14 protein-coding genes are annotated in these 12,635 nt (G+C 70.3%); 8 read left to right on the top strand and 6 right to left on the bottom strand.

Features of this window, described 5'->3' with window-relative positions; translation table 11 throughout:
- On the bottom strand, positions 1-301 hold a 301-nt coding region (locus A9X00_RS31530; protein ID WP_232006932.1), incomplete at its 3' end, for an FAD/NAD(P)-binding protein.
- Between A9X00_RS31530 and A9X00_RS31000 the strand changes: the two genes are divergently transcribed.
- Together A9X00_RS31000 and A9X00_RS25565 are read left to right on the top strand one after the other, a co-directional pair.
- On the top strand, positions 242-2,620 hold the full coding sequence (locus A9X00_RS31000; protein WP_232006931.1) for an FAD-dependent oxidoreductase: 2,379 nt from the start codon (positions 242-244) through the stop codon (positions 2,618-2,620). The genes A9X00_RS31530 and A9X00_RS31000 overlap by 60 nt on opposite strands.
- A 151-nt stretch (positions 2,621-2,771) precedes the next feature.
- Entirely contained in the window at positions 2,772-4,079 is a 1,308-nt protein-coding gene (locus tag A9X00_RS25565; protein WP_067159947.1) for a PE domain-containing protein, read from the top strand.
- A 34-nt stretch (positions 4,080-4,113) separates the two neighbouring features.
- Here the strand turns inward: A9X00_RS25565 and A9X00_RS25560 are convergent, their stop codons facing one another.
- Together A9X00_RS25560 and ppgK are read right to left on the bottom strand one after the other, a co-directional pair.
- Positions 4,114-5,679, bottom strand: coding sequence for an RNA polymerase sigma factor (locus tag A9X00_RS25560; RefSeq protein WP_082975509.1), 1,566 nt, complete (start codon positions 5,677-5,679; stop codon positions 4,114-4,116).
- A gap of 178 nt (positions 5,680-5,857) precedes the next feature.
- A complete protein-coding gene (ppgK, locus tag A9X00_RS25555; RefSeq protein WP_067159944.1) occupies positions 5,858-6,664 on the bottom strand; it encodes a polyphosphate--glucose phosphotransferase in 807 nt (268 codons plus the stop codon).
- Between the two features lie 101 nt (positions 6,665-6,765).
- Between ppgK and A9X00_RS25550 the strand changes: the two genes are divergently transcribed.
- Complete coding sequence (locus tag A9X00_RS25550) at positions 6,766-7,632, top strand: inositol monophosphatase family protein (RefSeq protein WP_067159941.1); 867 nt, start codon at positions 6,766-6,768, stop codon at positions 7,630-7,632.
- Between the two features lie 4 nt (positions 7,633-7,636).
- Here the strand turns inward: A9X00_RS25550 and cei are convergent, their stop codons facing one another.
- Positions 7,637-8,287 carry an envelope integrity protein Cei gene (gene cei / locus A9X00_RS25545; RefSeq protein ID WP_067159938.1) on the bottom strand — a complete coding sequence of 217 codons (651 nt, stop codon included), beginning with the start codon at positions 8,285-8,287 and terminating at the stop codon, positions 7,637-7,639.
- Between the two features lie 180 nt (positions 8,288-8,467).
- Between cei and A9X00_RS25540 the strand changes: the two genes are divergently transcribed.
- On the top strand, positions 8,468-8,770 hold the full coding sequence (locus A9X00_RS25540; protein ID WP_036468275.1) for a DUF4193 domain-containing protein: 303 nt from the start codon (positions 8,468-8,470) through the stop codon (positions 8,768-8,770).
- A gap of 4 nt (positions 8,771-8,774) precedes the next feature.
- Here the strand turns inward: A9X00_RS25540 and A9X00_RS25535 are convergent, their stop codons facing one another.
- Positions 8,775-9,260, bottom strand: coding sequence for a DUF3093 domain-containing protein (locus tag A9X00_RS25535; protein ID WP_067159936.1), 486 nt, complete (start codon positions 9,258-9,260; stop codon positions 8,775-8,777).
- Between the two features lie 48 nt (positions 9,261-9,308).
- Between A9X00_RS25535 and dut the strand changes: the two genes are divergently transcribed.
- Both dut and A9X00_RS25525 read left to right on the top strand, forming a co-directional pair.
- A complete protein-coding gene (gene dut, locus A9X00_RS25530) occupies positions 9,309-9,761 on the top strand; it encodes a dUTP diphosphatase (protein WP_067159932.1) in 453 nt (150 codons plus the stop codon).
- Entirely contained in the window at positions 9,761-10,492 is a 732-nt protein-coding gene (locus A9X00_RS25525) for a DUF3710 domain-containing protein (RefSeq protein ID WP_369830795.1), read from the top strand. Before dut ends, A9X00_RS25525 begins: the two co-directional genes overlap by 1 nt.
- Positions 10,493-10,498: 6 nt before the next feature.
- Here A9X00_RS25525 and A9X00_RS25520 read toward each other — a convergent pair whose 3' ends face one another.
- Positions 10,499-11,197, bottom strand: a complete 699-nt coding sequence (locus tag A9X00_RS25520; protein ID WP_067159926.1) for a hypothetical protein — start codon at positions 11,195-11,197, stop codon at positions 10,499-10,501.
- 136 nt (positions 11,198-11,333) lie between these two features.
- Between A9X00_RS25520 and A9X00_RS25515 the strand changes: the two genes are divergently transcribed.
- Both A9X00_RS25515 and A9X00_RS25510 read left to right on the top strand, forming a co-directional pair.
- Complete coding sequence (locus A9X00_RS25515) at positions 11,334-11,702, top strand: OB-fold nucleic acid binding domain-containing protein (protein ID WP_067159923.1); 369 nt, start codon at positions 11,334-11,336, stop codon at positions 11,700-11,702.
- Between the two features lie 23 nt (positions 11,703-11,725).
- Positions 11,726-12,367 (top strand): DUF3159 domain-containing protein, encoded by a 642-nt coding sequence (locus A9X00_RS25510; protein ID WP_067159951.1) that lies wholly within the window; start codon positions 11,726-11,728, stop codon positions 12,365-12,367.
- Positions 12,368-12,635: the final 268 nt, after the last annotated feature.

Genomic DNA, 12,635 nt, shown 5'->3' with positions numbered 1-12,635 from the left:
CCGACACCCGCCGCCCGGCGCCCCGGGGCCGGCGCGGCGGCGCGCCCGGCACCAGCCCGACGACCTCCGCGCACTCGATCCGCACGTCGGCGACCGCGAGCTGTTCCCGCAGGTAGCGGCCATATGCGAGGCGCGGCGCGAAGCCCTCGAGCGGGGTGACGGCCCGTTCGTCGAGCCAGCGGCAAAAGTGATCGGGGTCGTCCGGCCACGCCGACATGCGCTGGGCGGGAACGTTCAGCAGGTGGGTCGGGTCGTCGGTTCCGTAGGCCGCGCCGGTGCCGGGACGACCGGACGCGTCGATCAGCGTGATCTGCGCCTTGGGTTGGCGCCGGCGCGCCTGACCCTGGGCGACGGGCGTTCGTTGTCGGCCGACGCCGTCGTGCTCGCGACCGGGCGGCCCGCGGGTGGCATGCCCGAATCGCTGGAGCGTGCCTTCGCGCCCGTGTTGGCCTTGAACGCGGACTCGGCCACCGACGGCAAGGTCGTGGTGGATCCCTGGGCGCCGGGCGCGCTCGCGGCGCTGGGCGCGCGCCGGCCCTACAGCGTCCTGGTGATCGGTTCGGGACTCACGGGCGTCGACGTCGCGCTGCACCTCATGGCGCGCGGCGCCGCGGTCACGCTGCTCTCGCGGCAGGGCACGCTCCCGCGCCGGTTCCGCGCCACCGGCGCGCCGGCCGAATTGCCCAACGTCGACGCGCTCGCCGACGCGGTCTCGCTCGACGGTTTGCGCACCGCGCTGACCGCGGACCTCGCGCACGCGCGCGAAAACGGTTGGGACTGGCGACAAGTCATCGACGCGCTGCGCCCGCGCACCGCCCGGCTGTGGCGGTCGATGGGATGGGAAGACCAACGCCGGTTCCTGCGCGAAGACCTGCGGCAGTGGGAGGTGCTTCGGCACCGCATGCCGCCCACGACTGCCGACGCGGTCTATCACGCGATCCACCGTGGCCAGCTGAGCATCGAGGCGGGCGAGGTCGCCGACGTGTCGCTGCGCGGCGACGGCGTCGAGCTGGTGGTCACGACGAGCTGGCGATCGATGCGCCGGCGCGGGGACGCCGTCGTCGTCGCCACCGGCGCCATGTGGGACCGGCGGTCGTCGCAACGTTCCCCGCTCTGGGCCAACCTGCTCGACACGGGCGTCGCCTCGCTGCACCCGTGCGGCGTGGGGGTGCGACTCGACGCGGACGGTTACCTCGTCGACGCGGCCGGCGGCACGGTCCCCGGCGTCGTGTGTCTGGGCTCGATCCGCCAGGGCGAGGAGTGGGAGACCACCGCGATTCCGGAAATCCGCGCGCAGGCGGCCGCCATCGCCGAGCTGCTGGCCACCGACACGCGCGAACGCCCGGTGCGCGCGCCCCGTGTCGTTGCCACCGGGCCGCGATCGACGGGTGCGTCGGCGGCGTACGCCGAGGGCGTGCGTCGCCTGCTCGCCGTTCAGGACGGCGCGTCGCTCGCCTTCGCCGAGGCGGTCGCCGACGACCCGCAGCACGCGCGTGCGCACGTCGCGCTCGCCATGATCGCCACGGAACGGCCCGACCGGGCCGGCGGGCCCGACGCCGTCACCGGCCACCTCGCGCGGGCGCGGGCGGCACTTGCCCACGGCAGCGACGAAGACCGCAGCCACGTCGAGGCCATCGCGACGTGGTGCGAGAAGGGCAACGCGGCGGGCACCGACGCGCTCATCGACCACCTCGATCGGGTGCCGGACGACGCGGTCGCGTTGCTCGTGCTGGCGCCGTCGATCGCGTTCGCGGGGGCCGGTGACGCGTTGCCGGACGCGTGGCAGTACGTCGAGCGATTCACCGGCGTGCACGGCGAGGCGCCGTGGTATCTCGGCTTGCGCGCCTACGGCCGCACGGAGCAGGGCCTCTGGTACGACGCCGCCGACCTGGCGGACGCCGCCCTCGAACTCGATCCGGGCAACGGCAACGCCGCGCACGCGCTGACGCACGTGCACTACGAGACCGATGCGCACGGCGCCGGGCTGAAATGGCTGACGGACTGGATCGCGGGCGACGGCCGCACCCAGCGCTACGTCCCGCACTTTCAGTGGCACGCCGCGCTGCACGAGCTCGCGATGGGCGACGCGGCCGCCGCGGCGCGCCGCTACGCAGCGTTTCTCGCGCCGCCGCACTCGAAGGACGTCCGCTGTCTGGTCGACGCCGGTTCGCTGGCGTGGCGCGCGCGCCTACATCCGGACTGGGTGACCCCGCCCGACCCGATGGCCGTGCTCGCTGAGGCCGGCTCGCTCGCGTACTCGCCGCAGACGCCGTTCATCGCGTTTCATGCCCTGTTGGTGCTGGCCGCCGCGAACGACCCGGCCGCGATCCGCGCGATCGACGTTCCCGGGGCCACCGACGCGCAGGCATCGACGTTGCGCCTCATCGGCGAAGGCCTCATCGCGTTGACCGAGGGCGAGCCACGCGCCGCGCTCGACTACCTCATCGAATCGCTGCCCGGCCTTCCATCCATCGGCGGCAGCCGCGTGCAGCAGGAAGTGGTCCTCGAAACGGCGTTGGCGGCGATGCTGCAGCTCGGCGCGCCGGGTCAAGCGGCGCGCCTGCTGTCGCGGCATCGCGCCGCGCCTGGGCCGCCGGTGACCCGGGGGGCCGTGAACTAGTCGCCCTAGCCGCGCACTAGGGACCAGGTAGCGCAAGCAATCCAACCAACCCCATTTCAGTAGTCGAGTACTTAAGCCCGCCCCGTCGTTTCGGGCGACGATGCGTTGCGCAATCCCTGTTCGCTTCCACACGGAGGAAAGGGGACCAGAGATGTCGTATTTGATTGCGGAGCCGGAGATAATGGCGGCGGCGGCTTCGGATTTGTCCGGTATCGAATCGGTGCTCAGCGCGGCCCACGCGGCCGCGGCAACCAAGACGACCGCGGTGATGGCCGCGGCCGGCGATGAGGTGTCGCAGGCGATTGCGGCGCTGTTTTCCGCCCACGGCGAGAAATATCAGGCGCTTGGCGCTGTGGCGGCGGCGTTTCAGGCCCAGTTCCGGCAGGCGTTGACCGCGAGCGCGGGAGCCTACGCCAACGCCGAAGCCGCCAATCTTCCGGCGTTAGGAGACAGGCTTATTTCCGCTATCTTCGCCGCATCACCCGTCACGCCGGTCCCGGCCGATAAGAATCCGACGTTCGCCGGCGCCCCGTCGCTGCTCGGCCGGTTGGAAAACGAGCTGCTGCGCCCGTTCAACTATCTGTTGAACGCTTCGGGCTTCTGGCCCCAGCTCGCAACGCTGAATTCCCCTGTGCAGAACCTCTTCTCGAGTGGGCTGCTCTCCCCTATCTTCAGTAACACCCCACCCAAGCTTTTGACGTGGGCGCTGGGGGAGACGGTCACCCGGACCACTTACCAGGGGATGCCGGTGGTGCAGATCGCCCCGGCCCACCCGGACGGCAACTACGTGGTCGCCGTCCACGGCGGCGGGTTCGTCTGGCCTCCGTTGATCACCCATTGGATCGCCTACTCGGTGATGGCCTACCAGACCGGGGCGACCATCGAGGTGCCGCTCTATCCGTTAGTGCAGCAGGGCGGCACGGCGGGTGTGGTGGTGCCCAAGGTGGCGGGCCTGATCGAATCCCAGATCGTCGCGCACGGGGCATCCCACGTCAGCGTGCTCGGGGACTCCGGGGGCGGCAACATCGCCCTCGCCGCTGTCGAGTACCTGGTGGCCAACAACGAGACCGTCCCGGCGTCAATGGTGCTGCTGTCTCCCGCGCCCGACTTGACCTGGACCAATCCCGCCATCAGTCTCGTCAACTCACCCTTCCCCGGTGGCCCGGCGAATATCACGGCCGGGCAACAGATCGCCAGGGAGTGGGCGGGCAACCTGTCCGTCACCGACCCGCTGGTGAGTCCGTTGTACGGGTCGCTGCAGGGACTTCCCCCGACCTACGTCTACGCGGGGTCGCTGGACCCGATCGCACCCGACGTGCTGATCATGCAGCAGCACGCCGTGACCCAGGGCGCCCCGCTCAGCTTCTCGCTGGTCAACGGCGTATTCCACGATTGGCTGATCCTGTCCCCGGACGGGCTGCGCTACTTCCCGCAGGTCTACCAGGAACTCGGTGCCTAACGGCAGCGGGATCTCGCCGCTGATCGGATGTCGCTCAGTCCAGGTAGTCGCGCAGGACCTGAGAGCGGCTGGGGTGGCGCAACTTTGACATGGTCTTGGACTCGATCTGGCGGATGCGCTCGCGGGTCACGCCGTACACCTGCCCGATCTCGTCCAGGGTGCGCGGCTGTCCGTCGGTGAGCCCGAAGCGCAGCCGTACTACGCCCGCTTCGCGCTCGGACAGCGTCTCGAGCACCGACTGCAGCTGGTCCTGCAGCAGCGTGAACGACACCGCGTCGACGGCCACCACGGCCTCGCTGTCCTCGATGAAGTCACCGAGCTGGCTGTCGCCCTCGTCGCCGATGGTCTGGTCCAGCGAGATCGGCTCGCGCGCGTATTGCTGGATCTCCAAGACCTTTTCGGGCGTGATGTCCATTTCCTTGGCCAGCTCCTCGGGCGTGGGCTCGCGGCCCAGGTCCTGCAGCAGCTCGCGCTGGATGCGGCCCAGCTTGTTGATCACCTCGACCATGTGCACCGGGATGCGGATGGTGCGCGCCTGGTCGGCCATCGCCCGGGTGATGGCCTGGCGGATCCACCACGTGGCGTAGGTGGAGAACTTGTATCCCTTTGTGTAGTCGAACTTTTCGACGGCCCGGATGAGGCCCAGGTTGCCTTCCTGGATGAGGTCGAGGAAGGCCATCCCGCGGCCGGTGTAGCGCTTGGCCAGCGACACCACCAGGCGCAGGTTCGCTTCCAGCAGATGGTTTTTCGCGCGGTCGCCGTCGCGGCAGATCCACATCATGTCGCGGCGCTGCGCGGCGGGCAGCTTGTCGCCGCGCTCGGCGTGCTCGGTCATCAGCTGCGTGGCGTACAGGCCCGCCTCGATCCGCTTGGCGAGCTCGACCTCTTCCTCCGCGTTGAGCAGCGCCACCTTGCCGATCTGCTTGAGGTAGGCGCGAACCGAGTCCGCGGACGCGGTGAGCTCGGCGTCCTTGCGGGCCTGGCGCAGCGCCTCGGATTCGTCTTCGTCCCAGACGAAATCGCCGGAAGCCTTGTCCTTTTCGGAGGGCTCGGCGATTTCCTCCTCCTCGGCGGCGGCGGCCTTGGTCTTCGCGACGGGCGCGGCCGCGGCGTCCTCCTCGCCATCCTCGGTGTCGTCCGCCTCGAGGTCGGCCTCTTCGCCGTCCGCGGCCACGTCGACTTCGAGGTCGTCAAGGTTCAGGTCGTCGGCCTCGATGTCGAGGTCCTCAACGGGTTCGACCTCGAGGTCCGGTTCGGCGTCGAGATCCTCGACCTCGACCTGGGCGTCGGCGTCGAGCTCAAGGTCGGCGTCGCCGTCCTTCGCGGCGCCCTTGGGCGCCGCCTTCGTGCCGCGGCCGGACGGCGCCTTGGCGCTCTTGGCCGCGGACCGGGCCTTCTTCGGGGCCTCGGCGGGCGCCGCGGCCTCGGGTCCCCGGGCGGACTTGGCGGCCCGCGGCGCGGCCTTGGCGGCCCGTTTCGCCGGGGCGGCGGCGCCGTTGGCGCCCTTCGCCGGCGAGCGCTTGGCGGGGGACGACGGAGACTTCGTGGCGGTGCGTTTCACCGGCTCGTCGGTCGCCGGGCTTGCCTTGGTCGCTGCCACTTACACCCCTTCGGTTGGACGCACTTTCGGTGGGTCTGGGCATGGTTAACCGAAAGTGTCTGCTATGTCGAATGTCGGCGTTGGAGATCAGCGTGAGTGCTTGCACGCTTTCAGTCGGGCGGTCGCCGAGGACCATTGTAACGACAGCGCGCGCTCCTACCGGCCTACCGGGCAAAATTCAGTGCGTCACGTCGGAGGTCGAGGCCATCGCCGCGCCCACGATGCCGGCGGTGTTTTGCAGGGCGGCGGCCACCACCGGGGTGCGATTTTGGAGCAGCGGCAGCCATTTGTCGGCCTTGCGGCTGATGCCGCCGCCCGCGATGAACAAATCCGGCCAGATCGCGTTTTCGATGGCCACCAGCACCCGTGTGACCTGCTGGGTCCACTTCTCGTAGCTCCAGCCGTTGCGCTCTTTGACCGACGACGCCGCCCGCTGCTCGGCCTCCTTGCCGCCGACCTCGAGGTGCCCGAATTCGGTGTTGGGAATCAGGGTCCCGTTGTGGATGACCGCGGACCCGATCCCGGTGCCGAACGTGAGCAGAACCACCAGGCCCGATTGCTCGCGGCCCGCGCCGTAGCGCTCCTCGGCGAGCCCGGCCGCGTCGGCGTCGTTGAGGATCGTGACGTCCTGGCCGCCCAGTTCGGCGCTGATGACGTCCCGCGCGTTGGTGCCGATCCAGGCCTTGTCGACGTTGGCCGCCGTCTGCACGACGCCGTGGGTGACGACGCCCGGATAGGTCACCCCCAGGGGCCCGGTCCAGCCGAATCCGTTGACGACCTCGGCGATGGCCTTCGCGACGGCCGGCGGCGTCGCCGGCTGCGGGGTCAGCACCTTGATGCGTTCGCCGATCAGCAGCCCGGTGTCCATGTCGACGATGCCGCCCTTGATGCCGCTGCCGCCGACGTCGACGCCGAACCCGCGGCGCTGGGGCTTGCCGGTGGCCGCGTCGGGCGGCGCGCCCGTGATCGAATCGGTGCTGGTCATCGAAACTCCTCGGCGAGACTTGGCCTGTCCGATCACCTTAGCTCCACCGGCACCCCGGCTGGGGGTCTGCGCGCCCGTGGCGGCTGTGATGCGATGGAGCGGTGACGCGACCTGATAACGAGCCCGCGCAACTGCGTTCGGTGGCCGAAACGTTGGCCGCCGAGGCCGCCGAGTTCGTCCGGCGGCGGCGCGCCGAGGTTTTCGGCCCCACGGCGTCGGTCGCGGGCAGTGGCGCGGTGAAGTCGAAGACCACCCCGACCGATCCGGTGACCGTCGTCGACACCGAGACCGAGCGGCTGTTGCGGGATCGGTTGGCCCAACTGCGGCCCGGCGACCCGATCCTCGGGGAGGAGGGCGGCGGGCCCGCTGCCGCGCAGTCCGGCGCGGTCACCTGGGTGCTCGATCCCATCGACGGCACAGTGAATTTCGTCTACGGCATCCCCGCCTACGCGGTGTCGGTCGGCGCGCAGATCGACGGCGTGTCGGTGGCCGGCGCGGTCGCCGACGTCGTCGCCGGCCGCGTCTACTCGGCGGCGATCGGCCTCGGCGCGCACGTCACCGACGATCACGGGACGGAGCCGCTGCGCTGCACCGCCGTCGACGATTTGTCAATGGCGTTGCTGGGCACCGGATTTGGTTATTCGCGGCGGCGCCGAGCGAGCCAGGCGGCGCTGTTGGCGCACATCCTGCCGGCGGTGCGCGACGTGCGCCGCATCGGTTCCGCGGCGCTGGACCTGTGCATGGTCGGGGCGGGCCGGCTGGACGCCTTCTACGAGCACGGGCTGCAGGTGTGGGACCGCGCGGCCGGCGCGCTGATCGCGGCCGAGGCGGGCGCCCGCGTCCTGGCGCCCGAGCCGAACGGCCCGGTGGGCGGCGCAGGGCTGGTGGTGGCCGCCGCACCCGGAATCGCCGACGAGCTGCTGGCCGCCCTGCAACGTTTCGGTGGCCTGGCGCCCCTGCCGGACTGAGTGATCAGCAGCTGCTGGCGTGAATCTTTTGCAGCAGTGCGGGATCCGACGGCTCGGTGGCACCGGGGCGCAGGCTGGCCAGCACCGCGTCGATGTTGTCGTTGTGGGCCAGCGCGCCGAATTCCGTGCCGAGGGACAGGTCGACGGAGTCGTCGGCGCGGTTGTCGTTGTACAGCTCGGCGCAGGGCGCGACGAGCCACACCGCGGCCGCGGTCGCCTGTCCGGCCGTGCCGAAGCGGATCTGGCCCGCGCAGTTCAGCCGGGTGCCGGCGTAGAGGGGGTCGTTGGCGGCGGTCGGCTGGGCGAAGCCCAGGGCCTTCATCGCGCCGGCGACGGCGCCGGCCTGCCCGCCGCGGCCGCTGGCGTTGAGGACGCGGACCTTGGTGTCGGCGAGTTTGGCCGGGTTGACGTCGGCCATGGCGCTGCGCGACACCTGCTCACCGAGCTGCGGCGCGGCCGAGCCGGGCGGCTGCGGCGGCGGGTTGCACACCACCGCCTCGTGCACCTTCGCGGGCCGGGTCAGCGCCACCGTCCACACCACGGCGGTCGCCACCACCAGCAGCGCCACGACGACGATGGCGGGCCGGGGGTTGCGGCGCCTAAAGGGGCGTCCGTGCTTGTCAAAAGCGGTACCCTCGGTGATTTGCGCGACCACAGGGGAACTCTAACTGCACCGTTTGAGACTCAAGACAAGGGTCAATTCGGGGTTGTGACGTAAATCACACCTTAATGGTGGGGGATACGGGCACGAATCATTTGGTGGATGCGTTCGACGCTGGTACAAAGCGTTGCTTGAGGTTAACGAGGCCTGTTGAGGGGATAGGGCGGGAAAGATATGCCTACCGACTATGACGCTCCGAGGCGCACCGAGACGGACGACGTCTCGGAAGACTCGCTGGAGGAGCTCAAAGCACGGCGGAACGAGGCGGCCTCGGCCGTGGTCGACGTCGACGAATCCGAATCCGCCGAAAATTTCGAACTGCCTGGCGCCGACCTGTCCGGCGAGGAGCTGTCCGTTCGCGTCATTCCAAAGCAGGCCGACGAGTTCACCTGCTCGAGCTGTTTTTTGGTGCAACACCGCAGCCGTCTCGCCAGCGAGAAGAACGGCGTGATGATCTGTACCGACTGCGCAGCCTGATCGGTCAGCTTCGCAATGCCGACAGCACCCGCTCCGGGTGACGGCAGCTCACCAGCCAGTACGGCGTCGGGTCGTCTGGGTCATCGAGGACCACCAGAACCATCGGGCCGACCCATGCCCGGTGCAGGACGAAGGCCGCCGGGTCGAGCTGGCGGCCCAGCGCTGCCGACTTCGCGGCGGGGGCTATCTCGGCGGAGCGGGCGATCACGGTGACCGGCAGGTGCGCCTCGCCGGCCCACAGCTCGACCCCGCCCGGCGCGGCCGGGTCCGCGGTGACGCGGATCTCGACCCGGCCCAGCCACAGCAGTGTCCCGGCGGCCACCACGAACAGCGTCGCGTATGGCAGCCAGTCGGGCAGGGAACGAACGCCGAGGTTGACTTCGAAAGCGACGAGCGCCGCGAGCCCGAAAGCCGGTGGCCACCACCACCATGGCACCCAGAGGCGTTCGCGATATCGCACACTGTGCGGCGCGACGCGCGTAGCAGACACGCGGTCAAGGGTAATCTGTGGCCCCGTGTCGACCAGTCTGGCCATGAAATGAAAGTTGTCCGCCTCGACCCCGGGCTGCCGCTGCCCAGCCGCGCCCACGACGGCGACGCCGGGGTCGACCTGTACAGCGCGGAAGACGTCAAGCTGGACCCGGGGCACCGGGCCTTGGTGCGAACGGGCATCGCGGTCGCCATTCCGTTCGGGATGGTGGGGTTGGTGCACCCCCGGTCGGGATTGGCTGCGCGGGTGGGGCTTTCGATCGTCAACAGCCCGGGCACCATCGACGCCGGCTACCGCGGCGAGATCAAGGTCGCGCTGATCAACCTCGACCCGGCGGAGCCGATCGTGGTGCACCGCGGCGACCGGATCGCCCAATTGCTGGTGCAGCGGGTCGAATTGGTCGAGCTGGTCGAGGTGTCGTCGTTCGACGAGGCCGGGCTGGCCGAAACATCCCGTGGCGATGGTGGTCACGGTTCCTCCGGCGGACATGCGAGTTTGTGATGGCACTTGGTAGATCAGGCAAAGACGACAGCGACGACGCGGTCGAGATGGATGCCGCCGCGGATCCGGTCGACGACGAGTTCGACGACGAGCTCGAGGGCCCGTTCGACATCGACGACTTCGACGACCCCGCGGTCGCCGAACTGGCCCGCCTCGACCTGGGTTCGGTGCTCATCCCCATGCCGGAGGCCGGCCAGCTGCAGGTCGAGCTGACCGAGACCGGCGTGCCCAGCGCGGTGTGGGTCGTCACCGAAAACGGCCGGTTCACGATCGCGGCCTACGCGGCCCCCAAGACGGGCGGCCTGTGGCGCGAGGTGGCCGGCGAGCTCGCCGAGTCGCTGCGCAAGGACTCGGCGAAGGTCAGCATCAAGGACGGCCCGTGGGGCCGGGAGGTGGTCGGCACCGCGTCGGGCGTGGTGCGCTTCATCGGGGTCGACGGCTACCGCTGGATGATCCGCTGCGTCGTCAACGGGTCGCACGAGACCATGGAAGCGTTGGAGCGCGAGGCGCGAACGGCGTTGGCGGACACCGTGGTTCGTCGCGGCGACACACCGCTGCCGGTGCGCACGCCGCTGCCCGTGCAGCTGCCCGAGCCGATGGCCGAACAGCTGCGGGCGGCCGCCGCCGCGCAGCAGCAGCAGGCCCAGGAGCAGCCGCCCGACCAGCCGGCCGCGCGCCGCAGCGCCGAGGGATCGGCGATGCAGCAGCTGCGGACCACGACCGGCGGCTAGTCCCGACTACAGCTCGGCGAGCGCGGCCAGGCAGGCGGCGCCCAGCGCGGCGGTGTCGGTGCCCATCTGATCCAGCGTCACGGTCCGCAGCGCCGCCCGCGGCGCGGCGGCGACCCAGTCGACGGCCACGTGCAGCGGGTGGATCGGGTCGTCGACCGCCGCCGCCACCGCCAGCGGCGCGGCCAGCCGGGCCAGGTCGGCGCAGCTCGGCGCGACGTAGGCCGCGGCCTCGTCCATGGCGTCGGGCAATTGCGGCCACTGGGCGCCCCAGGAGCGGGTCAGCTCGTCGGCCAGCCACGGCGGGCTGGACGCTCGCATCTGCGTCGTCGTCGCCGCCAGACCGTCGGCGCGCAACTGCGCGGCGGAATGTCGCGCCGCAAGTGCGGCCGGCGCGTCGTGCGGGGCGCCGGCCCACGCGGGCAGCGCGGCCAACACGGCGACCGTGCGCCCGGGATGGGCCAGCGCCCACGCGGCCGCCGCGGCCGCGCCGATCGAGACCCCGCCTACGGCGATCGGGCCGCCGCGCGCCGCGTCGTCCAACGCCGACAGGTAGCCGTCGATCAACCGATCCGGGCGCGGCGGCGGGGCGACCAACGTGGCGCCGACATCACGCAACGGGCCGGAAAACGCCCGGTGGACGTAGTCGTCGTCGGAGCCGGTCCCGGGCAGCAACACCGTCGCGACACCGCGCAGATCGACAGTCACTCTTCGATATTGCCCGGCCGTGGCAGAGCGTCCAACATCACGTTTCGTTCTGTTGGCACCGGGGAACCAACAGGTCTACGGTGTCCGTTGGCATAGAGAAAGCGCCGAAGCTTTATCACCAGTGTCAGGAGGGGCCATGGGGGCCCAAGGGTATCTGCGCCGGCTCACCCGTCGATTGACGGAGGACCCGGAGCAACGCGACTGCGAAGAGCTCTCGGACGAAGTCGACAGCGCCGGCGCGCAGCGCGCGATCGATTGTGAGCGTGGCCAGGAGGTCACCATGATCGGCACCCTGCGCAGCGTGGAAACGAACGGTAAGGGTTGTTCCGGCGGGGTCCGCGCGGAATTGTTCGACGGCACCGACACGGTCGCGCTGGTGTGGTTGGGTCAACGCCGCATCCCCGGCATCGACTCCGGCCGAACGCTTCGGGTGCGGGGCCGGCTGGGCAAGCTCGAGAACGGGACCAAGGCGATCTACAACCCGCACTACGAAATTCAACGGTGACCGTCCCCGGCGATCGGGGGACCATGACGACTAATCGTGTTGCCTCGGAGCGGCTGCTGACCCAGGTGGGCGGGGTGAGCGGCCTCATCTACTCTTCGCTGCCGGTGGTCGTCTTCGTCGCCGTGTCCAGCCTGTCCGGCTTGTTGGCGGCCATCGCGTCCGCGCTCGGCGTGGCGGCACTGGTGTTGGTGTGGCGGCTGATTCGCCGCGAATCCACCCAGCCGGCGTTCTCGGGTTTCATCGGCGTCGCCGTCTGCGCGCTGATCGCCTACGTCGTGGGACAGTCGAAGGGCTATTTCCTGCTGGGCATCTGGATGTCGCTGTTGTGGGCGGTGGTCTTCGCGGTCTCGGTGCTGATCCGTCGGCCCCTGGTCGGCTACGCGTGGAGCTGGGCCACCGGCCGCGACCGCGGCTGGCGCGCCGTGCCGCGGGCCGTGTACGCGTTCGACATCGCCTCGGTCTGCTGGACGGTGGTGTTCGCCGCGCGGTTCGTGGTCCAGCGGATCCTCTACGACGCCGATCAGACCGGTTGGCTCGGGGTGGCGCGGATCGCGATGGGCTGGCCGCTGACCGTGCTCGCCGCGCTGGCAACGTACGCGGCGATCAGGGCGGTGCAGCGCGCCTTGCCGGCGCCCGACGCCGCCGCCGAAACGCCGGCCGACTAGTCGGGCCTTCGGCGTTGGGTGTGAATTGTGGGCCTTGCGTGTGAATCCTGGCCAGGCCGCGGCCGGCCTAAGCGGGCCCTCTCTCTGCCGCGTGTGTACTCACGGCTTTCGGTGTGTACTGGCGGCGAGATTTCGGCGTTCTCACCGCCCTGGCGTCACACGCAAAGCCGTGACTGCACACTGAAAGCCCGGGATTCACACTGAACGCAATTAGCCTGCCGGCTCCGCTTCCGGCAGCAGCAGCTTCTGCAGTTCCTCCTCGGCCTCG

The organism is Mycobacterium sp. 1245805.9, assembly GCF_001672915.1.
In the GTDB taxonomy this organism is placed as follows: Bacteria; Actinomycetota; Actinomycetes; order Mycobacteriales; family Mycobacteriaceae; genus Mycobacterium.
The sequence above is the reverse complement of the archived record's forward strand: the minus strand, read 5'-3'. Positions and strand labels throughout refer to the sequence as shown.

Excerpts from the sequence above, each read along its gene's own strand:
- A9X00_RS25565 (WP_067159947.1), top strand. The coding sequence starts at position 2,772 with ATGTCGTATTTGATTGCGGAGCCGGAGATAATGGCGGCGGCGGCTTCG.
- ppgK (WP_067159944.1), bottom strand. The coding sequence starts at position 6,664 with ATGACCAGCACCGATTCGATCACGGGCGCGCCGCCCGACGCGGCCACC.
- A9X00_RS25540 (WP_036468275.1), top strand. The coding sequence starts at position 8,468 with ATGCCTACCGACTATGACGCTCCGAGGCGCACCGAGACGGACGACGTC.
- dut (WP_067159932.1), top strand. The coding sequence starts at position 9,309 with ATGAAAGTTGTCCGCCTCGACCCCGGGCTGCCGCTGCCCAGCCGCGCC.
- A9X00_RS25525 (WP_369830795.1), top strand. The coding sequence starts at position 9,761 with ATGGCACTTGGTAGATCAGGCAAAGACGACAGCGACGACGCGGTCGAG.
- A9X00_RS25515 (WP_067159923.1), top strand. The coding sequence starts at position 11,334 with ATGGGGGCCCAAGGGTATCTGCGCCGGCTCACCCGTCGATTGACGGAG.
- A9X00_RS25510 (WP_067159951.1), top strand. The coding sequence starts at position 11,726 with ATGACGACTAATCGTGTTGCCTCGGAGCGGCTGCTGACCCAGGTGGGC.